General features: G+C 70.9%; 25 protein-coding genes and 1 pseudogene. 15 read left to right on the top strand and 11 right to left on the bottom strand.

Annotated features, from left to right (window positions below; all coding sequences use genetic code 11):
• Window positions 1–3 precede the first annotated feature (3 nt).
• Window positions 4–1,506, top strand: a complete 1,503-nt coding sequence (locus tag ABD932_RS39495; RefSeq protein WP_345020736.1) for an LVIVD repeat-containing protein — start codon at window positions 4–6, stop codon at window positions 1,504–1,506.
• 29 nt (window positions 1,507–1,535) lie between these two features.
• Here ABD932_RS39495 and ABD932_RS39490 read toward each other — a convergent pair whose 3' ends face one another.
• The 6 genes and pseudogenes from ABD932_RS39490 to ABD932_RS39470 form a co-directional block, all read right to left on the bottom strand.
• Window positions 1,536–2,189, bottom strand: coding sequence for a TetR/AcrR family transcriptional regulator (locus ABD932_RS39490; RefSeq protein WP_345020734.1), 654 nt, complete (start codon window positions 2,187–2,189; stop codon window positions 1,536–1,538).
• A 149-nt stretch (window positions 2,190–2,338) separates the two neighbouring features.
• Window positions 2,339–3,070: an HAD family hydrolase gene (locus ABD932_RS39485; protein ID WP_345020732.1), complete on the bottom strand. Its 732-nt coding sequence runs from the start codon at window positions 3,068–3,070 to the stop codon at window positions 2,339–2,341.
• Between the two features lie 10 nt (window positions 3,071–3,080).
• Entirely contained in the window at window positions 3,081–3,605 is a 525-nt protein-coding gene (locus ABD932_RS39480) for a hypothetical protein (RefSeq protein ID WP_345020730.1), read from the bottom strand.
• Window positions 3,593–4,264, bottom strand: a complete 672-nt coding sequence (locus ABD932_RS39475; RefSeq protein ID WP_345020728.1) for a phosphatase PAP2 family protein — start codon at window positions 4,262–4,264, stop codon at window positions 3,593–3,595. Before ABD932_RS39475 ends, ABD932_RS39480 begins: the two co-directional genes overlap by 13 nt.
• Before the next feature lie 145 nt (window positions 4,265–4,409).
• Window positions 4,410–4,766, bottom strand: a pseudogene (locus tag ABD932_RS44170) (M56 family peptidase); the annotation flags it as partial.
• Window positions 4,767–4,822: 56 nt separating this feature from the next.
• Window positions 4,823–5,362 carry a DUF5134 domain-containing protein gene (locus ABD932_RS39470; RefSeq protein ID WP_345020726.1) on the bottom strand — a complete coding sequence of 180 codons (540 nt, stop codon included), beginning with the start codon at window positions 5,360–5,362 and terminating at the stop codon, window positions 4,823–4,825.
• Window positions 5,363–5,541: 179 nt separating this feature from the next.
• Here ABD932_RS39470 and ABD932_RS39465 point away from each other — a divergent pair, with 179 nt between their 5' ends.
• The 3 genes from ABD932_RS39465 (at window position 5,542) to ABD932_RS39455 (ending at window position 10,341) form a co-directional block, all read left to right on the top strand.
• Window positions 5,542–7,056, top strand: coding sequence for an FUSC family protein (locus ABD932_RS39465; protein WP_345020724.1), 1,515 nt, complete (start codon window positions 5,542–5,544; stop codon window positions 7,054–7,056).
• Entirely contained in the window at window positions 7,053–7,589 is a 537-nt protein-coding gene (locus ABD932_RS39460; RefSeq protein ID WP_126389111.1) for a MarR family winged helix-turn-helix transcriptional regulator, read from the top strand. The genes ABD932_RS39465 and ABD932_RS39460 overlap by 4 nt, the downstream gene beginning before the upstream one ends.
• 157 nt (window positions 7,590–7,746) lie before the next feature.
• A complete protein-coding gene (locus tag ABD932_RS39455; RefSeq protein ID WP_345020722.1) occupies window positions 7,747–10,341 on the top strand; it encodes a cellulosome protein in 2,595 nt (864 codons plus the stop codon).
• Between the two features lie 7 nt (window positions 10,342–10,348).
• Here the strand turns inward: ABD932_RS39455 and ABD932_RS39450 are convergent, their stop codons facing one another.
• The gene (locus ABD932_RS39450) at window positions 10,349–11,113 is read right to left on the bottom strand and encodes a VOC family protein (protein WP_345020720.1); all 765 of its coding nucleotides are present in this window, start codon (window positions 11,111–11,113) and stop codon (window positions 10,349–10,351) included.
• 166 nt (window positions 11,114–11,279) lie between these two features.
• On the opposite strand from ABD932_RS39450, the gene ABD932_RS39445 reads away from it, so the two are divergent.
• Window positions 11,280–12,191 carry a GNAT family N-acetyltransferase gene (locus tag ABD932_RS39445; protein ID WP_345020718.1) on the top strand — a complete coding sequence of 304 codons (912 nt, stop codon included), beginning with the start codon at window positions 11,280–11,282 and terminating at the stop codon, window positions 12,189–12,191.
• Here the strand turns inward: ABD932_RS39445 and ABD932_RS39440 are convergent.
• Window positions 12,188–12,580, bottom strand: coding sequence for a VOC family protein (locus ABD932_RS39440; protein WP_345020716.1), 393 nt, complete (start codon window positions 12,578–12,580; stop codon window positions 12,188–12,190). The two genes, ABD932_RS39445 and ABD932_RS39440, sit on opposite strands and share 4 nt — an antisense overlap.
• 71 nt (window positions 12,581–12,651) lie before the next feature.
• On the opposite strand from ABD932_RS39440, the gene ABD932_RS39435 reads away from it, so the two are divergent.
• Window positions 12,652–13,203: a GNAT family N-acetyltransferase gene (locus tag ABD932_RS39435; RefSeq protein WP_345020714.1), complete on the top strand. Its 552-nt coding sequence runs from the start codon at window positions 12,652–12,654 to the stop codon at window positions 13,201–13,203.
• A gap of 19 nt (window positions 13,204–13,222) precedes the next feature.
• Here ABD932_RS39435 and ABD932_RS39430 read toward each other — a convergent pair whose 3' ends face one another.
• Window positions 13,223–13,906 (bottom strand): glycerophosphodiester phosphodiesterase, encoded by a 684-nt coding sequence (locus ABD932_RS39430; RefSeq protein ID WP_345020712.1) that lies wholly within the window; start codon window positions 13,904–13,906, stop codon window positions 13,223–13,225.
• Between the two features lie 389 nt (window positions 13,907–14,295).
• Between ABD932_RS39430 and ABD932_RS39425 the strand changes: the two genes are divergently transcribed.
• The 5 genes from ABD932_RS39425 to ABD932_RS39405 all read left to right on the top strand — a co-directional run bounded on the left by ABD932_RS39425 (window position 14,296) and on the right by ABD932_RS39405 (window position 18,927).
• Entirely contained in the window at window positions 14,296–15,693 is a 1,398-nt protein-coding gene (locus ABD932_RS39425) for a DUF6421 family protein (RefSeq protein ID WP_345020711.1), read from the top strand.
• Window positions 15,694–15,737: 44 nt separating this feature from the next.
• The gene (locus ABD932_RS39420; RefSeq protein WP_345020951.1) at window positions 15,738–16,487 is read left to right on the top strand and encodes an SDR family NAD(P)-dependent oxidoreductase; all 750 of its coding nucleotides are present in this window, start codon (window positions 15,738–15,740) and stop codon (window positions 16,485–16,487) included.
• Window positions 16,484–17,554, top strand: coding sequence for a threonine aldolase family protein (locus tag ABD932_RS39415; protein WP_345020709.1), 1,071 nt, complete (start codon window positions 16,484–16,486; stop codon window positions 17,552–17,554). Before ABD932_RS39420 ends, ABD932_RS39415 begins: the two co-directional genes overlap by 4 nt.
• A gap of 75 nt (window positions 17,555–17,629) precedes the next feature.
• Window positions 17,630–18,223, top strand: a complete 594-nt coding sequence (locus tag ABD932_RS39410; RefSeq protein WP_345020707.1) for a transglutaminase domain-containing protein — start codon at window positions 17,630–17,632, stop codon at window positions 18,221–18,223.
• 8 nt (window positions 18,224–18,231) lie between these two features.
• Window positions 18,232–18,927 (top strand): B3/B4 domain-containing protein, encoded by a 696-nt coding sequence (locus tag ABD932_RS39405; RefSeq protein WP_345020705.1) that lies wholly within the window; start codon window positions 18,232–18,234, stop codon window positions 18,925–18,927.
• A 12-nt stretch (window positions 18,928–18,939) separates the two neighbouring features.
• Here the strand turns inward: ABD932_RS39405 and ABD932_RS39400 are convergent, their stop codons facing one another.
• Both ABD932_RS39400 and ABD932_RS39395 read right to left on the bottom strand, forming a co-directional pair.
• Entirely contained in the window at window positions 18,940–19,668 is a 729-nt protein-coding gene (locus ABD932_RS39400; protein ID WP_345020703.1) for a lysophospholipid acyltransferase family protein, read from the bottom strand.
• A 188-nt stretch (window positions 19,669–19,856) separates the two neighbouring features.
• Window positions 19,857–20,273: a DUF4395 domain-containing protein gene (locus ABD932_RS39395; protein ID WP_345020701.1), complete on the bottom strand. Its 417-nt coding sequence runs from the start codon at window positions 20,271–20,273 to the stop codon at window positions 19,857–19,859.
• A 76-nt stretch (window positions 20,274–20,349) separates the two neighbouring features.
• On the opposite strand from ABD932_RS39395, the gene ABD932_RS39390 reads away from it, so the two are divergent.
• From ABD932_RS39390 to ABD932_RS39375, 4 genes are all read left to right on the top strand, one after another.
• The gene (locus ABD932_RS39390; RefSeq protein ID WP_345020699.1) at window positions 20,350–20,763 is read left to right on the top strand and encodes a TlpA family protein disulfide reductase; all 414 of its coding nucleotides are present in this window, start codon (window positions 20,350–20,352) and stop codon (window positions 20,761–20,763) included.
• Window positions 20,764–20,971: 208 nt separating this feature from the next.
• The gene (locus ABD932_RS39385) at window positions 20,972–21,481 is read left to right on the top strand and encodes a flavin reductase family protein (RefSeq protein ID WP_345020697.1); all 510 of its coding nucleotides are present in this window, start codon (window positions 20,972–20,974) and stop codon (window positions 21,479–21,481) included.
• A 242-nt stretch (window positions 21,482–21,723) separates the two neighbouring features.
• Complete coding sequence (locus ABD932_RS39380; RefSeq protein ID WP_345020695.1) at window positions 21,724–22,512, top strand: electron transfer flavoprotein subunit beta/FixA family protein; 789 nt, start codon at window positions 21,724–21,726, stop codon at window positions 22,510–22,512.
• 73 nt (window positions 22,513–22,585) lie between these two features.
• A complete protein-coding gene (locus ABD932_RS39375; RefSeq protein ID WP_345020694.1) occupies window positions 22,586–23,548 on the top strand; it encodes an electron transfer flavoprotein subunit alpha/FixB family protein in 963 nt (320 codons plus the stop codon).
• The last annotated feature ends 32 nt before the right edge of the window (window positions 23,549–23,580 follow it).

The following is a 23,580-nucleotide window of genomic DNA, read 5'->3' as shown; positions in this document are numbered from 1 at the left end:
ACAGTGATCCTGTTGAGTATTACCCGAACGCGACGCAGACGTTTGGGAGTTGCCGCAGCCGCCACCGGCCTGCTGGCCGCGCTGCTCACCGCGCAGCCGGCTGTCGCCACCCCTGATCCGGGGGACGGACCCGTCGCGGAGAAGGAGATATCCAAGAGCACTCGGGCCGAGGTGCAGGAGGCTCTCGCGGACGGCGAGATACCCGGCCAGGACGAGATCGTCCACTCCGCCAACATCAAGCACGTGGCCAACGTCCCCAAGGACGTGCTCCCGGGCACCAATTCGGACCTCGCCTTCCAGGGCAAGTACGCCTTCGCCGGTAACTACGACGGCTTCCGCATCTTCGACATCAGCGACCCGAAGGCGCCCAAGACGGTCGCGCAGGTGCTGTGCCCCGGCTCGCAGAACGACATCACGGTCTCCGGCAACCTGCTGTTCCTGTCCACCGACTCCTCGCGCAGCGACAGCAGTTGCAACAGCACCACGCAGCCCGTGACCGAGAAGTCCTCGTGGGAGGGCCTGAAGGTCTTCGACATCAGCGACAAGACGAATCCCCGGTACGTCGCCGCGGTCGAGACGGCCTGCGGCTCGCACACCCACACGCTGGTGCCCGAGCGCCGCAACGTGTACGTCTACGTCTCCTCGTACTCGCCGAACGCCACCTACCCGGACTGCCAGCCGCCGCACGACGGAATCTCCGTCATCAAGGTGCCGCGGTACGCGCCCGAGAAGGCGGCGGTCGTGAGCTTCCCGGTGCTGTTCCCCGGTGAGGGCCCGGACGGCGGCGGCAACCCGGGCGCGCCCACCAACCCGGGCGTCTCCAAGACCACCGGCTGCCACGACATCACGGTCCTGCCCGAGAAGGACCTCGCCGCCGGAGCCTGCATGGGCGACGGCATCCTGCTCTCCATCGAGGATCCCGAGCACCCGAAGGTCATCGACCAGGTCCAGGACAACGTCAACTTCGCGTTCTGGCACTCGGCGACCTTCAACCAGAAGGCCAACAAGGTCGTCTTCACCGACGAGTTGGGCGGCGGTGGCGCGGCCACCTGCAACGCGCAGATCGGCCCGGACCGTGGTGCCGACGGCATCTACGACATCGTCGGCAAGGGCGACAAGCGCAAGCTCGTCTTCCGCAGCTACTTCAAGATCCCCCGGCACCAGGCGGACACCGAGAACTGCGTCGCCCACAACGGCTCGCTGATCCCGGTCAAGGGCAAGGACCTCATGGTCCAGGCCTGGTACCAGGGCGGCGTCTCCGTCTGGGACTTCACCGACTCGGCCCGCCCGAAGGAGATCGCGTACTTCGACCGTGGTCCGATCAGCACCGACACGCTCCGGTCGGGGGGTTCGTGGTCGGCGTACTACTACAACGGCTACATCTACTCGAACGAGATGGCCCGGGGCTTCGACGTCCTGAAGATCGACGACCGGCGCACGGACCCGGCCCGCTGGGTCAAGCTGCGCGAACTCAACGTCCAGACGCAGCCGGACTACTTCGACTGACCGTCCGGGCAGCCGGGTGACTGCGTTGGCTACCCGGTAGCGAAGAACCGTGACAGATCCGTGTCGCTCGTCCCGCCGGGCTCGGCCTCCGAGTCCGGCGGGACTCCCATCGACCACTCCAGCCGGTAGCGCGCGAACAGCTCGGCCCGCAGCACCGGCACCGGCATCGGCACCCCGGGGACCAGCGCCGCGTAGACGGCACCCATGAGCAGGGCGCGCAGCATCGGGTAGTCGGCGTCGACGTCCGGCGAGCCGTGCCGTACGCAGGTCTCCCGCAGCAGCTCGGCCAGACGCCGCTGCTCCGGGCACTGGACGAAGCCCTCGCCCAGCAGGATCCCCGCCATGTGCTGGCGCATCAGCACGGGCCGGTCACGGGCCAGGCCCAGGATCGCGTCGATGGCCCGGGCCATGCGCTCCCGGCCGTCCTCGCTGCGCGGCTCGCGCTCCAGCGCCTCCTCCAGTGTGCGGTGCATCAGCCGGTGCACGGCGGACTGCACCAGCTGGCGTTTGCCCGGGAAGTAGTACGACACCAGACCGCGCGCCGAGCCCGCCCGGTCCGCGATGTCGCCCAGCGTCGTGGCGTCGTACCCCCGCTCGCCGACCAGCTCGACGGCCGCCTGCAGAAGCCGCTCCCGGGATCGCCGCCGCAGCTCTTCATTGACCGAGGCGCTGCGCGGGGACATGCTGTAACTCCTGCGTTGACTGGCTGCCAGCCAACTATACTCAGCACTTCCGGCCCGGCCCCGATACGGCCTGGTCGGGGTTGCCGTCTGCCTCGGGCGACGCGGGGGATCGTCCGAGGCAGGCGAGCGTCTTGTGAGGGTGGCCGGGGCTACTTGTCCGTCCGAGGCCCGGAGCCGTTCGACGGCGCGGCGGTGCCCACGAGATCCAGCACCGGCCGCAGCCCGTCCGGCCGCTGTGCCGCCGGCAGATGGTCCACGAAGTGCACCGCACAGCCCAGGGCCGCCGCACCGCCGTCCGCCCGCCGGTTGTCGCCGACCATGACGACGTCACGCGGATCGGCGTCGAGGGCCGCGCAGGCGACCGCGAAAAGCCGGGGGTCGGGCTTCTGGACGCCGTGCTCGTACGACAGCACGTAGGTGTCCACGTACGGATCGAGACCGTGCTCCCGGAACACCGGACGGATGTCCCAGCCGACGTTGCTGACCACTCCCACGCCGACGCCGCGCTCACGCAGCGTCCGCAGTACCTCGGCGGTGTCGGGGTACGGGACCCACGCGGCCGGTGCCATGTGGCGGTCGTAGAGGATGTCGTGCAGCCGGTCGTCCGGGAGCTGTACCTGCCGGGACAGTCCGGTGTAGGCGGCCCGGTGCAGCTCCGCGCTCTTGTCCCGCACGCCCCAGACACTCGCGACGTCCTCGGGCAGCCAGGAGGGATCGATCCCGCCCGCCAGTGCCCCCATCGCCTCCAGCGCCTGCGCGGTCTCGGCCAGTTCGGTCTCGCCGAGCTCCATCCCGGCCTCGGCGAGCGCTCCGCGTAGCCAGGACTCGGTGGACTCGACACGGAAGAGGGTTCCGGAGAAATCGAACAGGACTGCGGTCATGCTGCGGATCTTACGGCGCCACGTTCCAGCGCGCGGGAAGATCGCCGCCACAGAACACACAGACGAAGTCGCCCTCGCGCACGATGGCGCGTTCCCCGCACTCCTCGCATCGCCGGAACACCACCGCGTGCGTGAACCCGCCGGGATGGCCGACACCGACCCCGTCGAGGGCGCGGGCGACCGCGGGCCACGAGTCGAGGTCGGGGCAGTAGCCGGTGGACTGGTTGCTGATCTCCACGGCCGTCCAGTGCCCCGAGCCGTGCTCGAAACGCACCTCACCGGCGGCCAGGACGTCCCGGCCCCCGGCGCACACCACATGTTCGCTCCGGCGGGCGGCGAGTCGCAGTCGGCCGTCCGTGCCGACGACGTACGTGAACGGTTCGGCTCGCTCGGCGCGCGCACACTCCGCCAGCCAGTCGTCCAGGTCGGCGGCCGACCGGACGACCCGGCCCTCGGCCTCCGGCCGGACCAGGGCGGTCAGCTCCGCCGGACCCACGTAGCGGTAGCGGCGCTCGGGCCCGCTCACCCCCGCCATCGGGTGTGCACCCGCACCGCCAGCACCACGACCAGCGCGCCCAGCAGCCAGCCGCCGACGACGTCCGTGGCCCAGTGGACGCCCAGCCACACCCGGGTCAGACCGACGCCGGCCACGGAGATCACGGCCAGGGCGACGGCCGTGCGCCACAGGGCGCGTGCCGGGCCGTAGCGGTGCAGGAGCCACAGCAGGAGGCCGCACACCACCGTGGCCGTCATGGCGTGGCCGGACGGGTAGGCGGCGAAGTGGGCGGAGGCGATGGGGTCGGGCCAGACGGGACGGGGGCGGTCGAGCAGGGCTTTGAGGGACTGCTGGAGCGCCGTGCCGAGCGCACATGTGGCCACCAGCCACACGGCCGTCCAGCGGGCCGCTCTGCGCCACACCAGCCAGACCGCCACCGCCGCGGCCAGGATCCGCATCGTCCACGGATCCCAGACCCAGTCCGTCAGGATGCGGAACGTGTGCGTGACGCCTTTCTCGTCGACCGCCCAGCGGTGTGTGGTCTCGGCGATGTCGTCGTCCAGGGCGATCAGCGGGTTCCACCGGACCGCGACCAGGGCGAGCAGCAGCGCCGAGCACAGGGCCAGGGCGCCGGCCCAGCGGGCGTGGCCGCGCTCGGCCGGCGGGCGGGGCGGGGATTCGACGGACTGGGTGTGCATAGTGCGATCCTCGCCGACCGAAGGGGCGAGAGGCCAATGCCGGGGGCGGGTTTGCGACGCCCGCCACACGAGTAACCGGCTGTTCCGGGAAATGCGCCCCGGAGGCGAACCGGGTACCCAGCCGCGGATCGGGCTATCCCGACTCCGGCACCTGCGGAAACCCGCCCGCCGGCGCTCCGAGCAGTGCAGCAGCCAGTCGTGCGGGGGCCTGCGCGCGGCCCTGCGTACGGGACGGCAGGGCGGTAGGGCGTCCAACTGCCGCCCCTTCGGGCGGCGCAGTGCGGCGCGACAGCGGGGCACGGACGAGGAGTTGAGCACGTCGTCGCCGACGCCGGGCACGTACGAGTACGACCTCCCGCACCAGCCTCGCCACCGTCCGCGGCCCACCGCACGCGAGCGGCACCGCGGTCGTCGCCGCCCACGGACCGCCCGCACCGAGCGCGTACGCCTCCACGACGGCACGCGGCGCAGGTGCGAACAGATGGCCGCCAACGGCATGCCAGAGGACGACCACCGGTTAGCGGTCCGGCCGGCCCGGGCGAGCGGCCGGGGGTCGTTTCACATCGTCAGCAGCATCGCCACCATCGCGATCCCCATCGACAGCCTGCAAGCCCGCGCCAGCTCCGGCCGGTCACCCCAGCCGACGCCGTCGCCGCCCGCTGCGACGGGTACCAGCCGCACGCCGGACAGCAGCACGTACCCCGTGAAGTACAGGAGCAGAAGGCCCGTCACCAGCGGAATCCCGGAACCGCCGGGGCCGCTCGCGTGCCCGGGTGAGGCGGCCATCGCGACCGCCATGTAGGCCATGGCCGACGCTCCCACCAGGTGGTGCAGATGGTGGGCCCCGGCCCGCGCCGACCAGAGCGCGTGCAGGGCGGCCGCGCCGAACAAGGCCGCGTAGCCGGGCCAGGCCCATGACGGCGGCGTGAACGCCGCGGCGGGCACCGCCATCGCCGCCATGCCGAAGCCCATCAAGGCCTCGCCGCCCGCGGCCCGGCGCTGCTCCTCGACGTGGCTGCGCATCCGCAGCAGACAGTAGGCCCCGGTCGCCGCACACAGCGCGACCAGCAGCCAGCCGTGCGAAGCCGGTCCGTGCACGCGCACCCTCCCCGCTCGACGGTCTCGGACAGTCCGTCGATGCCCCGGCCGTGCGGTGCGCACGCGAGCGCAAGGGTGTACACGGGGAGCGTTCGGCGGAGCGCACCAGGTCGGCACGTCGCCGATCCCCGACACCAACGTAACGTTTCACGAATAAAACACTTGCTAAGCTTATGGGTATGAGCAGTCGTCTCCCGCTGGCCGGAGTGCTGCGCCTCGGCCGGCCCTCCGACATCTGGTTCAAGCCCGCCCTGAGCGTGGTCGTCGCCGTCGCCCCGCCCAACATCGCCCTGCTGGTGCTGGGCCGCCTCGACCTGGCGATGTACACCATGGCCGGGTCCCTGTGCGCGCTCTACGCTCACAACCGCCCCTACGCCGCCCGGGCCCGCGCCCTGGCGTGGGTGGTGCTCGGCATGCTCGGCGGCCTTGCCGCCGCCCTGGTCGCGGCCTCGCTCGCCCCCGGCGCGGTCGTGCTGGTCACGGTGGGCGCGGTACTGGCCGCCGTGCAGAAGGTGCTGTGCGACGCGACCCGGATCGGTCCGCCCGGCAACGTGGTCCTCACCTTCATCAGCTCCGCCGCCCTGTTCACCCCGCAGTCCCTCGCCGAGGTCCCCGGCCATCTCGCGCTCGCCGCCGCGTCCGGCGCCTGGGCCTGGCTCGTCGGCATGGCACCGGGCCTGCTGCGCCCGCACGGACCGGAGCGCCGGGCCGTCGCGGGCGCCCTGCACGCGGCCGCCGCGTACGTCGAGACGGCCGGTGCCGGACGTTCAGGCGGCCAGGTCGAGGACCGGGCCCGAACCCACGCCGCCACCACTGCCGGACCCCACGCCACCGCTGTCGCCCGAACCCACGCCACCGCCGCCACCGCCGTCCAGGCCGCCCGCCAAGCCCTGCTCTCCGCAGGCCGCCCCTCCGAGACCCGCCAAGCCCTCGAACGCCTCCGCGTCCGCGCCGAGGTCGCCCTCGCATCCCCGGCCGACGCCGACCCCGCGCCGCTGCGTACCTGGGCCCGGCAGGTGCGCGGCAACCGCCCCGTACCGCATGTCGACGACCTCCCGGGCCTCGGCGCCGGACCTGCCGGGCCGCCCGGCCCGCTGTGGCGCCGCCTCCGACCGGTGGCCCCGCTGGCCCTGCGCGTCGCCCTCGGCTGCGCCCTCGCCGGCTACGCCTCCCTCGCCCTCGGGATCGGCCGCCCCTACTGGGCCCTGGTCACCGCGGCATCGCTGTATCAGGCCAACCTCACGCTCACCTGGGGCCGTGGCGTCCAGCGTGTCGTGGGCAACCTGATCGGCGTCCTTCTCTTCGCCGCGCTCGTTCCGGTGGCCCACATCGGCGGGGTCGCCCTGGTGCTGTGCTGCCTCGCCCTCAACTTCGGTGCCGAGGCGCTGATCGGCCGCAACTACTGGCTCGGCAGTGTCTGCGTGACCCCGATGGCGTTGCTCGTCACCGAGTTCGCCGGGTTCCAGGAGCCCGGGCGGCTGATCACCGAGCGGATCGTGGACACCCTCGTCGGCGCACTGCTCGGCCTCGTCGCCGCGGTGGCCGTACCCGACCGGCGGTGGCAGCGGGTCGTGCGCGCCGAGGGGAGAGCACCCCGTACGCTCGCGGCTACGGGGCGGAGCCGAGGTCTGCACCCGGACCAACGCGCGGACCAGCGCACGGGCAGCGAAACGACGGAGGGCGTACGGCCATGACGGCGACCAACGGCGGGCCGACCGGGACGAGACAGGACACGGTGGCCGCCGTGGTCAGGCAGTGGCAGAGCGTCCACCCCGACCTCGACACCGCCCCCATGGAGATCATCGGCCGCATCAACCGCTGCGCCGCCCTCCTCCAGCAGGCCGAGGACGCCCCCCTGCGCCGCGCGGGGCTCAGCCGCCCCGAGTTCGACCTGCTCGGCGCGCTGCGCCGCACCGGCCACGAGCTGACCCCCAGCGAGCTCGCCCGCGAGACGTTCTCCTCGGGCGCCGCCGTCACCAAACGCCTCAAGCTGCTGACCGAACGCGGTCTGGTGGAGCGGCGCGGCGACAGCCGGGACCGCCGCGTCGCCCACCTCCGGCTCACGGACGCGGGCCGGGAGCTCGTCGACGGCACCCTGCCGGAGCAGCTCGACTACGAGACGGCCGTACTGTCCGGCCTGGATCCACATCGCCAGCACGAACTGGCGTCCCTGCTCGGCGAGTTGCTGAGCCAGCTGGAGGGACGGCTGGGCGCGCTCCGCGGCTGAGTGCCCTCTTCGCCGTCTCTGACCCCGCCGAGCTGCGGTGTCGGAAGTTTCGGAGCGGGATCCCCTGTTGACGCGGCCTACGCGATCTTCCTAAGTTCGACCGGGTCGGTTCGGATCACCGGCGTACGTACGGAATGTCGAACCAAGGGAGGGTGCCGTGGCAGCCGAAGCCCCCGGCCCACAGACGCTCACCGTCGACCTCGGCACCGTGACCGGCCCCTTCCACGGTGGCGCGAGCGGCACGCTCTACGGCCTGTACGGCGACGGCGTGCCCAGCCGTGCCGTCGTCGAGGGCATGTACGTCCGTACGGTCGCGACCAAGGCCCAGGACGGCGTCCAGCATCCCGGCGCCGACGCCCTGGAGATCCTGCCGTCCTTCGTCGCGGCGGGCGGCAAGGACGTCTACGTCTACCTGCCCGACTTCTACCGGGGCTTCCCCTACGAGTGGCCGGGCGCCACGGGGGAGGAGCGGTTCGCCGGGTTCAAGGAGGTCGTCCGGCGTCAGGTCCGACAAGCCCTCACGCTCGGCGAGTCGGCCGAGCACATCGTGTACGTCCCGTTCAACGAACCCGAGGGCAACATGTTCGGCGAGGGGGAGTGGAGCCACGACCGCGTCTCCTGGCACACCGACCCGCGCCACTACTTCGCCGCCTGGCAGGAGACCTACCACCTCATCAAGGGCCTGCACCCCGGGGCGCGCATCGCCGGACCCAACACATGCGTCCTCTACCCGGAGGTCCGGGGCTTCCTGGAGTTCGCGAAGGAACACGGCGTACTGCCCGACGTGATCACCTGGCACGAGCTGTCCTCGCCCGCCGCGGTGCGCACGAACGTCGCAAAGTACCGTGAATGGGAACGGGAGTTGGGTATCGGCCCGCTGCCCGTGAACCTCAACGAGTACGCCCACAACTACCACCTGTCCGTGCCCGGCCAGATGGTGCAGTGGATCTCCGCCATCGAGGAGTCCAAGGTCGACGCCGACATGGCGTACTGGAACATCGCCGGCAATCTCAACGACTCGGCGGTCGAGGCCAACAAGGGCAACGGCCAGTGGTGGCTGTTCAACGCCTACGGCCGGATGACCGGCAATACGGTACGGGTCACCGCGCCGCATCCCGACGTGCAGTACACCCTGCAGGGCGTCGCCACCCTGGACGCGGCGAAACGGCAGTCCCGGCTGCTGTTCGGCGGCTCGGGCGGCGCCGCGGAGATCGTCTTCGCGCACGTCGACCCGGAGGTCTTCGGCACGACGGTGCACGTACGGCTCGACGAGATCCGCTGGACCGGCCAAGTCGGAGCGTCCGAGCCACCCTTGCGGCTGCGCGACGACGAACTGCCCGTCGTGGACGGCACGGTGACCCTGTCCGTCACCGGCCTGGACGAGATGTCCGCGTACCAGGCGATCCTGTCGCCGGGCGGCCACGGCGCCGACCCCCTTCCACCCGCGGTGCGTTGGCGGCGGACGTACGAGGCCGAGGACGCGACGTACAGCGGCGGCGGCTACTCCAAGAACGGCCCCGAGGGCTCCCCGTCCGCCGTCGACAGGTTCGCCACCTCCGGCGGCCACCATGTGGGCGGCCTGCGCACCGGCTCCGACGGCGTCCTCGCCTTCGACGTGGAGGTCCCGCGGGACGGGACGTACGAGATCAGCGTGTACGCCAACTCCCACAACGAGGCCGACCTGGTGCGCGAGTCGGGACCCACCAACGTCTTCCTGCGCGTCGACGGCGAGCAGCCGCGCGAACTGCTGCTGCCGCTCGGCTACAAGTGGGCGGTGTGGGGCCACACCGACACCACGGCCGAACTCACCGCGGGCAGGCACCGGATCACCCTGGCCGCGCAGGACCCGGACCTCGGCGCCACCAAGGGCGACGCCGTCATCGACAAGCTGGACCTCACCCTGCGCGACACCGAGGGCCCCGCTCTCCACGACGCCGAGTACGCGGACCTGCGCGAGGGCGCCCGCGTCAGCCACGCCCACCGCGGCGCCTCGGGCCCCGGCGTCGCCGTACTGCCCCGGGGCGGCACCGCGACCTTCTGGGTGCACGCGGCCGACGACGGCGAGGCGACGGTCACCGTCGACCGGCTCGGGCCCGGAGAAGGCGTCGTGACGGTCAACGGAGAGGAGGTCGGCCGCGCCGAGGAGGGCGCGCTGCCGCTCTTCCTGGCCGGCGGCATCAACAAGATCACGGTCACCGGCACCTCGGAACGCCTGATAGTCGACCGGCTGTGCGTCGGCCCGTCCCGCGGCCTGCTGGCCGACGCGGCGTACGCCGCCGAGGACGGCACCCTCACCGGCACCGCGAAGGTGACCGCGTACCCGTACGCCACCGGCGGAAAGGCCGTGGACGGCATCGGTGCCGGCCCCGACAACGCCCTCACCCTGACGGTCACGGCCGGGCACGCCGGCCGTCACGCCCTGACGATCCGCTACTCCAACGGCGAACAGGCCCCGGCCACCCACTACAACCCGGACCCGATCTGCCGCCACGCCGACATCACGGTCAACGGCGGTGATCCGCACCGGGTCCTGTTCCCCACCACCTTTCACTTCAACGCCTTTTGGACCCTCACCGTCCCCGTCACCCTCGCCCGGGGCGCCAACACCCTCACCTTCACCGCCGACGAACTCCCGGACTTCGACGGGGAGTCCAGGAACGCGCACGGGCAGCGCTCCGCGTACGCGCCGGTGATCGACCGCGTGGTGGTGACACCGCTGGGCCCGTGGCGACCGGGCGACCCGCTGGACTAGGGCGCGGTCAGCGCTCGTAGTCCGCGCGGTACACGCCGAACATCGCCCCCTGCGGGTCCCGCAGCACGGCGATGCGCGGTCCGTCGGGGACGGAGGTGGGTTCCATCAGGACGGTGCCGTCCGCCTGCGTCGCGTCCGCCGCCGTGCTGTCCACGTCGGCCACGGCGAAGTACGGCAGCCAGTGCGCCGGCACCTCGTGGGGGAACTTGTCGTCCATCGTGACCATGCCGCCGAAGTCGGCGCCCTCGATGCCCCACTGCGTGTAGTGCTCCGAGGCGTTGACGCTCCAGCCGAACACCGTGGTGTAGAAGTCCACGGCCCGCTCGGGCTCCCGGGTCATGAGTTCCACCCAGCCCAGCGAGCCGGGCGCGTTGAGCAGGCCCGCGCCCGCAAACGCCCGGGCCTGCCAGAGCTGGAAGGCCGCACCGGTGGGGTCCACGGCCACCGCGAAGCGGCCCACGTCGAACACGTCCATCGGACCGACCAGCACCACACCGCCGGCCTGAGTCACCTGCGCGGCGGCGGCGTCCGCGTCCGGCACCGCGAACGCCACGTTCCACGCCACCGGCTGCCCCTCCTGGTACAGCGGGGTCAGCGCGGCCACCGCCGCGTCCCCGAGGTGCGCGATCGTGTAACCGCCCGCCTCCTGACGCGGATCGGTCTCGGCCCGCCAGCCGAACAACCCCTCGTAGAACCGCTTGGCGGATGCCAGGTCACTGGTCCCGAGCTCGGTCCAGCAGGGCCCACCGGTCACCGGCTTGTCGAGCTTCATGGCGTTCCTTCCGAAGGGAAACCCCCTCCAGCACGCTAAGCCCCGCCCCGGGCCCCGGCCATCCGGCGAAACCCACTGGAGCCCGGCGCCGCCGACGCCGTACGCTCGACCCCGTACCGCACCGCATGGCGGCCTCCCGACACCGTTCTCCGACCGGAGGTCCCCCATGCCCGCGCTCGAAGTGCGCCCCTTCCGCCGCGCCGACCGCGACCAGCTCACCGAACTGATCAACCTGCATGTCGCCACCGTCGTCCCCGGCGTCTCCGTCTCCGTGAACACGGTGCTCAGCGCTCTGGAGCGACAGCCGGACGAGTTCATCACCGACCCCTGGGTGAGCGAGCGCGTGACCCTCGTCGCCGAGCAGCGCGACCACGTCGTGGCCGCGGCCCATCTGCTGCGCTACCGGGCGGACGACGAGGTCGGCGCGGACCACCGGGACATCGGCGAGATCGACTGGTTCGTCCACCGTCCGCCCGCCACCTTCTGGCCGGACTCCGACGAGGCCGCGGACCTGCTGATGAGCGCCTGCCTGGCCCGGCTGGCCCGCTGGAACGTACGCGCCCGGTACGCGAGCGGCGACCTCCCGGCCCCGGCCGTCTACGGACTGCCCCGCAACTGGCCGCACATCCGGGCCCTCTACGAACGCTCGGGCTTCCGGCACGTCGGCGACACCGAGGTCGTCCTGATCGCGCGGACGACCGACCTGCCGCTGCACAAACCGCGGCCCGGAGTCACCGTCGACCGCACGCTGGGGGAGTGCGGCACGCGCCTGACGGCGTACGCCGACGGTCGTGCCCTCGGATTCATCGAGGTCGACACCGCCCTGTCCCGCCCCGAACGCCACACCCGGGGCCTCGGCCTCGCCGACATCGGCAACCTGCACATCGACCCGACGGCGCTCGGCGAGGGCCTGGAGCACTGGCTGCTGGGGCAGGCCTCCGACTGGCTGCGCCTGTGCGGGGTGGACCGCCTCCTCGCCTACGAGGCGGCCGCCGACGGCACGACGATCGACCACCTGACCTCGGCCGGCTTCCGGGAGCTGACCCGAACCGACCGAGGCTGGGAACACCGGCCCTAGATTCCTGGCCGGTAGCGCAGCGGATGGTCGGCGGGCACCTCCACCAGCACGATCCGCGTCCCGTCCGGGTCGGCGATCCACATCTCGATCAGGCCCCAGGGCTCCTTCACCGGAGCCCGCACGATCTCGACGCCCTTCGCGCGCAGCTCGTCGTGCGCCGCCGCCACGTCCGCGACCTGCATCCACAGCCGGACGGCGGGGGAGGGCGGCGTCTCGGACCGCCCCGAGACCTCCAGGAAGCCCCCGCCCAGGAAGTAGACCGTGCCACGCTCCGGCCCCGTCCCGAACTCGCGGTAGACGGACAGGCCCAGTTGCTCACCGTAGAAGACGCGGGAGCGCTCGGGGTCGAGGGGCTGGAGGAGGGTCCGTCCGCTCAGTACGTGCACCATGCAGCCGGAGCCTAATGGCGCGTTACGCTCAGCGGTGCCCGAGCCGCGCCCGAGAACTGGAGAAGCGCCCCATGGAAACCGCCGCGACCCCCGCCGCCTCCGGACTCACCTTCCGCGACGCCACCGACGCCGACGTGGACACGCTGGTCGTGCTGATCGAGTCCGCCTACCGCGGGGACTCCAGCCGGGCCGGGTGGACGACGGAGGCGGACATCCTCGAAGGGCAGCGGACCGACCCGGAAGGGGTGCTGGCGGTCATCAAGTCGCCCGACAGCCGGCTGCTGACGGTCGAGCGGGACGGGCAGGTCGTCGCCTGCTGCCAGCTCGAACACCGCGACGGCCACGCCTACTTCGGGATGTTCGCGGTCAGCCCCGCACTCCAGGGCGCCGGCCTCGGCAAGGTGATCATCACGGAGGCGGAGCGGCAGGCCCGTGCGGCCTGGGGCGTGCGCGAGATGCACATGACCGTGATCTCCGTACGGAACGACCTCATCGCCTGGTACGAGCGGCGCGGCTACCGCCGTACGGGCCGGATGACCCCGTTCCCGTACGGCGACGAGCGCTTCGGCATCCCGCAGCGCGACGACCTGCAGTTCGAGCTCTTGGTCAAGGAACTCGCATAATCGTTCCGCCCGTGGGCGACTAGGCCGTGAAACGACCCGTGCGCTTGATCTCCGGGTAGTCGGTGGTCGCGCCGTCCAGTCCCAGAGCCCGTACCAGCCGCAGGTGGTCCTGGGTGTTGACCACCCAGCCGATGATCCTGAGGTCCGCCTTGCGCGCGTGCTCCACGACCTCCAGGGTGAGCCGGCGGATGTTCAGGCAGACGGTCGCCGCGCCGGCCTCGACGGCGCGCTCCACGATGTCGGTGCCGTAGCGGCTGGCGATCAGCGCGGTCCGTACACCGGGAACCAGGCGGGCGATCTCGGCGACCGCCTCGTCGTGGAACGAGGACACCTCGACCCGGGAGATCAGGTCCCGCGTGGTCATGACCTCGGCGAGCGCTCGTGCCGCCGCGACGTCCTTGATCTCGGCCTGGAGCGGGGAGCGCACGGCGTCGAGGACCTCTTCGAAGACCGGCACGTGCTCGCCGCGGCCCGCGTCCAGGGCGCGCAGCTCGGCGAGGGTCTTGTCGGCGATCGGGCCGGTGCCGTCGGTCGTGCGGTCCACGTCGGTGTCGTGCATGACGACGAGGGCGCCGTCCTTGCTCAGGTGGAGATCGAGTTCGATGACGTCGAGGCCGGCCTGCTGGGCGGCGACGAAGGAACGGAGGGTGTTCTCGGGTTCGACACCCATGACTCCGCGGTGACCGATGGTAAGGAAGTTCAAGATTCAACTCGCTTCCGTCGACGGCGGCTCGGCTCACGCGCGAACCGGAGCGGACTGTTCACGCGGCAGTGCCGCAGCCTAGTGGCCCGGGCGCGTGATGAACCCCACGTGTGCACTGCGTTTGCGGCGCTGGACATGTCGTAGCTGGATCGTGCGGCTCCGGGTGGTCACCCTGGCGTGGGCGAGTCCCGCGGCGATTGACCGGTATGCGTCGGTCGGCTCCGCGTATGCCCACGCGCTGCCGGAGTATGCGCCGTCGCGATGACCGACAGGAAAAAGTTCGGTGACCTTGGCGACATGCAGGATAATTTCCCGAGGTTCCTCTTGCTGGGAGAAACCTCGTATGCATACGGTGTCCTTACGCGAGGTTCTCCCGTGGAGGATGGGACATGACGGAAATTCTTGTGCAGGCGGCTACGGAGGAGCGGATTCCTCCCGCGACCAGGGTGGTCGAGCACCCGGCGTGGCCGGTGCTCAAGGACGCCGTGGAACGCATCCGGCCATGGCAGTCCAAGGACGGGTCGATCGACTTCGAGGCCGAGGGCGCGCCCTCCCGCACGGACGCCGAGGCCGCCGTACGGCGTGTCGTGGAAGCCGTCGAGGAGCTCTCCCCGCTGCTGCCGCACGACGCCGCGTACCACCAGGCCCTGGTGAAGGACCTGAACCGGTGGGCCGAGGGCGGCTTCGCGGTGCCCGACTTCCTCGACTCGCTGCTGGCCTTCCAGCCGGCCGCGGGCCGCGCCGACGGCCTCCAGCACCTGGTCGTCTTCGCGATGTACACGCAGAACGGCAACCCCGACCGCAACCTCGAGGCGGTCGTCCTGCGCATGGTCTGGCCCGACTGGCTGGCCGAGCTGGAGCGCACCCGCTACGACAACCCGCTGTTCTGCGGCATCAAGTTCGAGGACTTCACGGCCGGGTACGACACCAACTCCGCCGTCCTCTTCCCCGAGACGATCGCCGTGCGCGAGGCGCCCGAGCGGTTCAGCTGGGGCGGCATCTTCTGCGACCGCGAGGCCGCCCGCTTCCGCCGGGTCACCGACGCCGCGGTCGACATCCTGGGCCTCGACCTGCCCGAGGACATCGCCGCGATGGTTCACGACCAGAAGCGCTGCGAGGAGGCCTTCGTCCTGTGGGACATGGTCCACGACCGCACCCACAGCCACGGCGACCTGCCGTTCGACCCGTTCATGATCAAGCAGCGCCAGCCGTTCTGGATGTACGGCCTCGAAGAGCTGCGCTGCGACCTCACCGCCTTCAAGGAGGCCGTGAAGCTGCAGGCGGACGGCGTACCGCAGGCTCGTGACGTGCAGTACGCCGTGCTGTTCGACCGCATGTTCCGCTTCCCGGTCACCGGTGAGCGCGTGCGCAACTACGACGGCCTCGGCGGCCAGCTCCTCTTCGCCTACCTGCACAAGCACGACGTCGTCCGCTGGACCGACAACAAGCTGCACATCGACTGGGACCGTGCCCCGCAGGTCACCAACCAGCTGTGCGCCGAGATCGAGAACCTGTACCGCGACGGCATCGACCGCCCGAAGCTCGTCCACTGGTTCGCCGGCTACGAGCTCGTCTCCACCTATCTCGCCCCGCACCCGGGCTCCCGCTGGGCCAAGGGCCCGGACGCCCTGGACCTGACCCAGCCGCCGCGCAAACTCGTCGATGACGTGCTTCCGGACGAGTTTCCGCTGAGCATGTTCTATGAGGCTCTCTCCAAGAAGCTCAAGAACGTGATCGCCTCCACGAAGGGCATCACGGCGGAGAGCGCCGAGCGAGTCGCCGCGTGAGCGACCTTGGCACCGAGAACACGGCTCAGCAGGAGGCGAAGAAGATGGCGGGGAACGGAGCTCTCAGCGGTGCGGTGATCGCGGTGGCCGGCGCGGGCGGGCCCGCCGGGCGGGCGGCGCTGCTGCGACTGGCCGAGGCGGGCGCGACCGTCGTCGGCGCGGACAACGATCCGGAGCGGCTCGCGGAGGCCGTGGACGCGGCCCGCTACGCGTCGGGCGGCGCTACCGTCACCGGTGAGCCCGTCGACCTGCTCGACCTGCAGTCCGCCCGCGACTGGGCCGACCACATCGAGAAGGACTTCGGCCGCGTCGACGGCCTGGTCCACCTCGTCGGCGGCTGGCGCGGCAGCGAGACCTTCATCAAGACCAGCCTCGACGACTGGGACTTCCTGGAGCTGCTGCTGATCCGCACCGTGCAGCACACGTCGCTGGCCTTCTACGAGGCCCTGCAGCGCAGCGACCGCGGCCGGTACGTGCTGATCAGCGCCGCCGGCGCCACGAAGCCGACGGCCGGCAACGCCTCCTACGCCGCCGCCAAGGCCGCCGCCGAGGCGTGGACGCTCGCGCTGGCCGACGCCTTCCGCAAGGCCGGGGGTCCCGAGGGCCCGACGTCCGCGGCTGCCATCCTGGTGGTGAAGGCGCTGGTGCACGACGCGATGCGCGCCGAGCGACCCAACGCGAAGTTCGCGGGCTTCACGGACGTCAAGGACCTGGCCGACGCTGTCGTCGGCGTCTGGGACAAGCCCGCCGCCGAAGTGAACGGAAACCGTCTGTGGCTGACCGAGAAGCCGTGAACCCTCCGAAGACCGACGCCCGGCGTCATCACGACCCGGACGTCCGCGGCTTCGCCAGTGACAACTACGCCGGCGCCCACCCGGAGGTGCTCGCCGCCCTTGCCCTGGCCAACGGCGGGCACCAGGTCGCGTACGGCGAGGACGACTACACCGAGAACCTCCAGCGGATCATCCGCAGCCACTTCGGCGCCACGGCGGAGGCGTTCCCGGTCTTCAACGGCACCGGCGCGAACGTCGTCGCGCTCCAGGCGGTCACCGACCGCTGGGGCGCGGTGATCTGCGCCGAGAGCGCGCACATCCACGTCGACGAGTGCGGGGCGCCGGAGCGGATCGGCGGCCTGAAGCTGCTCACCGTGCCCACACCCGACGGCAAGCTCACGCCCGAGCTGATCGACCGGCAGGCGTACGGCTGGGAGGACGAGCACCGCGCGATGCCGCAGGTCGTCTCGATCACCCAGAGCACCGAGCTCGGCACCCTCTACACGCCGGACGAGATCCGCGCGATCTGCGACCACGCCCACGCGCACGGCATGAAGGTGCACCTGGACGGCTCCCGGATAGCCAACGCGGCCGCCTCCCTGAACGTGCCCATGCGGACGTTCACCGACGCGGTCGGCGTCGACCTCCTCTCCCTCGGCGGCACGAAGAACGGCGCCCTGTTCGGCGAGGCCGTGGTCGTCCTCAACCCGGACGCCGTCAGCCACATGAAGCACCTGCGCAAGCTGTCCATGCAGCTCGCCTCCAAGATGCGCTTCGTGTCGGTGCAGCTGGAGGCGCTGCTCGCCAAGGACCTGTGGCTGCGCAACGCCCGGCACGCCAACGAGATGGCTCAGCGTCTCGCCGAGGGCGTACGCGCCGTCCACGGCGTGGAGATCCTGTACCCGGTGCAGGCCAACGGCGTCTTCGCCAAGCTCCCGCACGACGTGAGCGAGCGCCTGCAGAAGAGGTTCCGCTTCTACTTCTGGGACGAGGCGGCGGGCGTCGTGCGCTGGATGTGCGCGTTCGACACGACCGAGGAGGACGTGGACGCGTTCGTGGCGGCGCTGAAGGAGGAGACGGCCCGCTAGGAAGTAATGCATAGGTATGCGGTCACCCGGAAAGTAATTGACTGTCGGGTGATCGCTTTCCTATGCTCTGCGGATATGGAGCTGATCCAGAACACCCCCGATCTTTCCGCGTACTTGGTTGCGGACGAGGCCATCGATCATGACCATCCGGTCGTCCTGGAGGCGGCTGCGCGCCTCGCCAGGGCGGCCGATGACTCGTATGCCTATGCGCGGCTGGCCTTCGAGTTCGTGCGTGACACCATTCCGCACTCACAGGACTCCGGGGACATGCGCGTCACCTGGCGGGCCTCCGACGTCCTGGAACAGGGCACCGGCATCTGCTACGCCAAGGCTCACGCGCTGGCCGCGCTGCTGCGGGCCGAGGACATCCCCACCGCGCTGTGCTACCAGCGCCTCGCGCACGACGACGGCGATGGATACGCCGTGCACGGCATGATCGCCGTACGGTTCAACGGTGCGTGGCATCGGCAGGATCCGCGCGGCAACAAGCCGGGAGTGGACGCCCGCTTCTCGCTCGACGGCGAGCGGCTGGCCTTCGTGGCCGACGCCAAGTCCAGCGAGGTGGACTATCCGGTCCTGTACGCTGAACCACACCCGGCCGTGCTCGGTGCCCTCAAGGCCGCCCCCGACCGGCCGTATCTGTGGAAGACGCTCCCCACCGCACTCTGAGGCAGACGATGACTCTCTCCCTGACCGTGTCCGACGAAGTACGCGCCCTCGCGCCGGGCTTCACCCACGTGGCGATCGAGGCGCACGGTCTGGTCAACGGCCCGACCACCGAGGCCAGTTCCGCGCTGCTCGACGACGCGGCCCGCCGCCTCGCTCTACGCCTGGACGGGCGCGCCCCGCACGAGGACCCGCACATGGTGGCCTGGCGGGAGGCCTACACGGCGTTCGGGTCGAAGCCGTCCCGCACCCGAAACTCCGCGGAGGCGCTGGCCAAGCGGGCCCTGTCGGACGCGGGACTGCCCCGCATCAACCAGCTGGTGGACCTCTACAACGCCATCAGCGTCGCCCACCTCATCCCCGTGGGCGGTGAGGACATCGACCGCATCGAGGGCGGTATGCGCCTGGTGCGTGCGACCGGCGAGGAGGACTTCGTGACCGTCGCGGGCGGCGAGGAGGTCGTCGAGCACCCCGACGCGGGCGAGGTCGTGTGGCGTGACGAGGCCGGCGTGACCTGCCGCCGCTGGAACTGGCGCCAGGGGCCGCGCACCCGGCTCACCGAGGGGACCACCTCGGGTGTCTTCCTGCTGGAGAGCCTGGCGCCGATGCCCGTCCCCGACGTCGAGCGGGCGGCAGCCGAACTCGCCGAACTGCTGGAGAAGTTCAGCCCGGGAGCGCGGATCACGGTCCGTCCCCCGGCCTCCTGAAACCGGTGGGTCTCAGCGAGCCTCGGCCTCGCGCACCTGCTCCGGCGTCGGTGCGGTACCGCCGAGGTGGGCCGGCATCCACCAGGTGTCGTTGGCGTCCTTCGGACGCACCGGATACGCCCGCTGCGCGGCCTCCAGGAGTTCCTGGACGCGCTCGCGCAGCTGGCGGGTGATCGCACCCGCGTACTTGTCCTTGGACGCCTCGAGCGCCTCGCCGACCCGGATCGTGATCGGGGTGTGGCTGCGCTTGAAGTTGCGCGGGTGGCCCTTGGTCCACAGCCGCTGCGTGCCCCACACGGCCATCGGGACCAGCGGTACGCCCGCCTCCTGGGCCAGTCGCGCGGCACCCGACTTGAAGCTCTTCAGCGTGAACGACTGCGAGATGGTGGCCTCGGGGAAGACTCCGACGATCTCACCGGACTTGAGTGAGTCGAGCGCGTGGGCGTACGCTGCCTCGCCCTGCTTGCGGTCCACCGGGATGTGCTTCATGCCGCGCATCAGCGGACCCGAGATCTTGTGCCGGAAGACGGACTCCTTCGCCATGAAACGAACGAGACGTTTCTGCGGGAGCGCCGCCAGCCCGTTGAAGACGAAGTCCAGGTAGCTGATGTGGTTGCTCACCAGCACAGCGCCGCCCGAGCGTGGAATGTTCTCCGATCCCTTGCAGTCGATCTTGAGGTCCCACGCCTTGAACAACGTCTGGGCGAAACCGACGACGGGACGGTAGACAAGCTCTGCCATGGACGGGGTGGACCCTTCCTTCTTTGCCTGGGAAGGAAGCTCCCAGTGGGAAAGTTACGCAGCCGTAGGTATACGGCATGTCGCAGATCGTGCCCCAAGAACGGCCGAGGGCCAAGCCCAAGTGCCTGGGAACGGCGAGATCCTCGTCACGTCGGCCCAGCGATCCACCCCGGATCCCGCCGCCACCCTTACTCTGCGCGCACCGTCACCCGCCGGACGAGCAGGTACATCTCGCAGCCCAGGCAGTACCCGAACACGGCGTTCAGGAAGGCGGCCGCGAGCGCGGCACCGGTCGCGGCGAGCCCCAGCCAGTCGGGCCCGAGCGTGTAGCCGACGAGCCCCAGGCCCGCGAAGACCAGCCCCACCGCCTGTGCGAACCGAGGCGGTTCGGGCGCCTCGAACTCGGTCGGCGGCCCGATCCGGGGACGTACGGCCCTGCGGAACAGCCAGCCGTACGGCGAACGGGGCACCCCGCCCGCCGCGCCCAGCGCGAAGGCCAGCGTCTGCCAGGCCAGCAGCCAGGCGCTTCCAGTGACCAGGACGACCGCGAGCACCACGGTCGTCAGGGCCGCGCCGAAGCGCGGCCCCCTCACATCGATGTCCATGAATCAAGCATTCCGTAGTGGCAAGGCTCGGGGGAGCCGGGAATCTTTGCAGTCTCGTGAATGCTTGAGGAGGGTGATGACCGGACTTGTGGCGTGTGTGGTGGTGCTCGCGGTGGCGAGCGCCTATGGAGTGCTGCACCGGCGGCGGAGCGGGAGAGTACGGGTGCGCGGGCGCGACGACGGAAAGCGGCTCGGGGCGGCCGAGTTGGGCGAGGCGCTCGGTGAGCGCGCCACCCTCGTGCAGTTCTCCAGCGCCTTCTGCGCGCCCTGCCGGGCCACCCGGCGAGTGCTCGGCGAGGTCGCCGGCATGGTCCCCGGTGTGACCCACGTCGAGATCGACGCCGAGGACCATCTGGACCTCGTACGCCGGCTCGACATCCTCAAGACACCGACCGTGCTGGTCCTCGACGCCGACGGCAACGTCGTACGGCGGGCCACCGGTCAGCCCCGCAAGGCGGACGTGATCGCGGCTCTGGGGGAGGCGGTTTGACGGACTTCAGGGGGAGGGTGAGTCATCTCCCACATAGCGGAACGTACTTGACTGTGCACGCCAACTATCGTCAGCCTGACCGTATGCCAGAGGAACTCCTTCTCTTCGGGCGGGCCCATGTCGACCTGGCCCGCACCGCGAGCGCGTGCTGTCCGGGCCGTTGAGCAGTCACCGGTCCGTACGCCTCCCCTCGCAGAAGGACAACTCCATGACGGCCACGTCCGACCTCGGCACCGCCCAGCTCGCCTCTCCCGACCTGCTCCGCTCCGTCTTCCGGCGCCATGCCGCCGGGGTGGCCGTGATCACCGCCCGCGGTGAGTCGGGCCCGGTCGGCTTCACCGCCACCTCCCTCAGCTCCGTCTCCGCGGAGCCCCCGCTGCTCTCCTTCGGCATCGGCACGGGCGCCTCCAGCTGGCCCGCGATATCCGCCACGGACCACGTGGGTGTCCACATACTCGGCGAGCACCAACAGGAACTGGCCGCCACCTTCGCCCGCAGTGGTGCCGACCGTTTCGGCTCGCCCACGGCCTGGCGCGAGGGCCCCGAGGGCGTCCCCGTTCTCGACGGCGTCCCCGCCTGGATGGTGTGCCGGATCGTGGGGCGGGTGCCCGCGGGCGATCACCGCATCGTGGTGGCCGAGGTCGTCCTCGGTGATCCCGCCGGTCCCGGCCGTCCCCTCGTGTACCACCAGGGCCGGTTCAACGGCCTGCGTGACTGACCTCACCGTGCCGATGTGACCGATCAGCCCCTCCGTCGTTCTGCGAAGCCGTCGAACTCCGATTACGCTGCGTTGCAAAGGTCACAGTTCAAAGCGCTTGCTTAGCGAGCGAGAACTGGGTGTACTGACGAGTAATATTTCGCTCGGGGCGCGGGTCGCCCCGATCGGGATCGGCCGCTTGGGGCGCCTATGCTGCCTGCAAGTAGGCAGCAGAGAAATGTCGACGCAGTAGGAGAGCCGGCGTGAGCTTGAGGATCGTTGTCACTGTGAAGTACGTGCCCGACGCCACTGGCGACCGGCACTTCGCCGATGACCTGACCGTCGACCGGGACGACGTGGACGGTCTGCTCTCCGAGCTCGACGAGTACGCGGTCGAGCAGGCGCTGCAGATCTCCGAGAACTCCGACGACGACGTGGAGATCACCGTTCTGACGGTGGGCCCGGAGGACGCCAAGGACGCGCTGCGCAAGGCGCTGTCCATGGGCGCCGACAAGGCGATCCACGTCGAGGACGACGACCTGCACGGCACCGACGCCATCGGCACCTCCCTGGTGCTGGCCAAGGCGATCGAGAAGGCCGGCTACGACCTGGTGATCTCCGGCATGGCGTCCACCGACGGCACCGGCGGCATCGTCCCGGCGCTCGTCGCCGAGCGTCTGGGTGTCCCGCAGGTCACCCTGCTGTCCGAGGTCTCCGTCGAGGACGGCACGGTCAAGGGCCGCCGGGACGGCGACGCCGCCTCCGAGCAGCTCGAGGCCTCCCTGCCGGCCGTCGTGTCGGTCACCGACCAGTCGGGCGAGGCGCGCTACCCGTCCTTCAAGGGCATCATGGCCGCCAAGAAGAAGCCGGTGGAGTCCTGGGACCTGTCGGACCTCGACATCGAGGCCGAGGAGGTCGGTCTCGAGGGTGCGTACACCGTCGTGGACACCGCGGCCGAGCGCCCGGCCCGCACCGCCGGCACGATCGTCAAGGACGAGGGCGAGGGCGGCAAGCAGCTCGCCGAGTACCTCGCGAGCCAGAAGTTCATCTAAGGGTCGCTGGCCCGCTTGAGGCTCAATCCCCTTACCGCCCCTCAGACTTCGCAATCCGCAGGAGTGCATTCCCATGGCTGAAGTTCTCGTCTACGTCGACCACGTGGACGGTGCCGTCCGCAAGCCCACGCTGGAGCTGCTGACCCTGGCCCGCCGCGTCGGCGAGCCGGTCGCCGTCGCGCTGGGCAACGGCGCCGCCGACACCGCCGCCGCCCTCGCCGAGCACGGCGCCGTCAAGGTCCTCACCCACGAGGCCGCCGAGTACGCCGACTACCTGGTCGTCCCGAAGGTCGACGCCCTCCAGGCCGCCGTCGAGGCCGTCTCCCCGGCCGCCGTCCTCGTACCCTCCTCCGCCGAGGGCAAGGAGATCGCCGCGCGTCTGGCGCTGCGCATCGGCTCCGGCATCATCACCGACGCCGTCGACCTCGAGGCCGGCGACGAGGGCCCGGTGGCCACCCAGTCGGTGTTCGCCGCGTCCTTCACCACCAAGTCCCGTGTCTCCAAGGGCACCCCGGTCATCACGGTCAAGCCGAACTCGGCCGCCGTGGAGGCCGCTCCGGCCGCCGGTGCGGTCGAGGCCCTGTCCGTGTCCTTCTCCGCCCAGGCCACCGGCACCAAGGTGACCGCGCGCACGCCGCGTGAGTCGACGGGTCGTCCGGAGCTGACCGAGGCCGCGATTGTGGTCTCGGGTGGCCGTGGCGTCAACGGCGCGGAGAACTTCGCGATCATCGAGGCGCTCGCCGACTCCCTCGGCGCGGCCGTCGGTGCCTCGCGTGCCGCGGTGGACGCCGGCTGGTACCCGCACACCAACCAGGTCGGCCAGACCGGTAAGTCGGTCTCGCCGCAGCTGTACATCGCCTCCGGTATCTCCGGCGCGATCCAGCACCGCGCGGGCATGCAGACCTCGAAGACGATCGTGGCGATCAACAAGGACGCCGAGGCCCCGATCTTCGAGCTGGTCGACTACGGCGTGGTCGGCGACCTCTTCGACGTCGTCCCCGCCCTGACCGAGGAGATCAAGTCCCGCAAGGGCTGATCCCCGAACAGGCGCATCGAGGCCCCCGTGAC

It is taken from the genome of Streptomyces shaanxiensis, from assembly GCF_039537145.1.
In the GTDB taxonomy this organism is placed as follows: Bacteria; Actinomycetota; Actinomycetes; order Streptomycetales; family Streptomycetaceae; genus Streptomyces; species Streptomyces shaanxiensis.
The sequence above is the reverse complement of the archived record's forward strand: the minus strand, read 5'-3'. Positions and strand labels throughout refer to the sequence as shown.

Coding starts and splice junctions, on each gene's coding strand:
- ABD932_RS39440 (WP_345020716.1), bottom strand. CDS start 12,580: ATGGTGCACGTACTGAGCGGACGGACCCTCCTCCAGCCCCTCGACCCC.
- ABD932_RS39385 (WP_345020697.1), top strand. CDS start 20,972: ATGACGGCCACGTCCGACCTCGGCACCGCCCAGCTCGCCTCTCCCGAC.
- ABD932_RS39480 (WP_345020730.1), bottom strand. CDS start 3,605: ATGGCGGGGGTGAGCGGGCCCGAGCGCCGCTACCGCTACGTGGGTCCG.
- ABD932_RS39460 (WP_126389111.1), top strand. CDS start 7,053: ATGACGGCGACCAACGGCGGGCCGACCGGGACGAGACAGGACACGGTG.
- ABD932_RS39435 (WP_345020714.1), top strand. CDS start 12,652: ATGGAAACCGCCGCGACCCCCGCCGCCTCCGGACTCACCTTCCGCGAC.
- ABD932_RS39465 (WP_345020724.1), top strand. CDS start 5,542: ATGAGCAGTCGTCTCCCGCTGGCCGGAGTGCTGCGCCTCGGCCGGCCC.
- ABD932_RS39420 (WP_345020951.1), top strand. CDS start 15,738: ATGGCGGGGAACGGAGCTCTCAGCGGTGCGGTGATCGCGGTGGCCGGC.
- ABD932_RS39450 (WP_345020720.1), bottom strand. CDS start 11,113: ATGAAGCTCGACAAGCCGGTGACCGGTGGGCCCTGCTGGACCGAGCTC.
- ABD932_RS39405 (WP_345020705.1), top strand. CDS start 18,232: ATGACTCTCTCCCTGACCGTGTCCGACGAAGTACGCGCCCTCGCGCCG.
- ABD932_RS39425 (WP_345020711.1), top strand. CDS start 14,296: ATGACGGAAATTCTTGTGCAGGCGGCTACGGAGGAGCGGATTCCTCCC.
- ABD932_RS39445 (WP_345020718.1), top strand. CDS start 11,280: ATGCCCGCGCTCGAAGTGCGCCCCTTCCGCCGCGCCGACCGCGACCAG.
- ABD932_RS39410 (WP_345020707.1), top strand. CDS start 17,630: ATGGAGCTGATCCAGAACACCCCCGATCTTTCCGCGTACTTGGTTGCG.
- ABD932_RS39400 (WP_345020703.1), bottom strand. CDS start 19,668: ATGGCAGAGCTTGTCTACCGTCCCGTCGTCGGTTTCGCCCAGACGTTG.
- ABD932_RS39395 (WP_345020701.1), bottom strand. CDS start 20,273: ATGGACATCGATGTGAGGGGGCCGCGCTTCGGCGCGGCCCTGACGACC.
- ABD932_RS39485 (WP_345020732.1), bottom strand. CDS start 3,070: ATGACCGCAGTCCTGTTCGATTTCTCCGGAACCCTCTTCCGTGTCGAG.
- ABD932_RS39475 (WP_345020728.1), bottom strand. CDS start 4,264: ATGCACACCCAGTCCGTCGAATCCCCGCCCCGCCCGCCGGCCGAGCGC.
- ABD932_RS39375 (WP_345020694.1), top strand. CDS start 22,586: ATGGCTGAAGTTCTCGTCTACGTCGACCACGTGGACGGTGCCGTCCGC.
- ABD932_RS39390 (WP_345020699.1), top strand. CDS start 20,350: ATGACCGGACTTGTGGCGTGTGTGGTGGTGCTCGCGGTGGCGAGCGCC.
- ABD932_RS39490 (WP_345020734.1), bottom strand. CDS start 2,189: ATGTCCCCGCGCAGCGCCTCGGTCAATGAAGAGCTGCGGCGGCGATCC.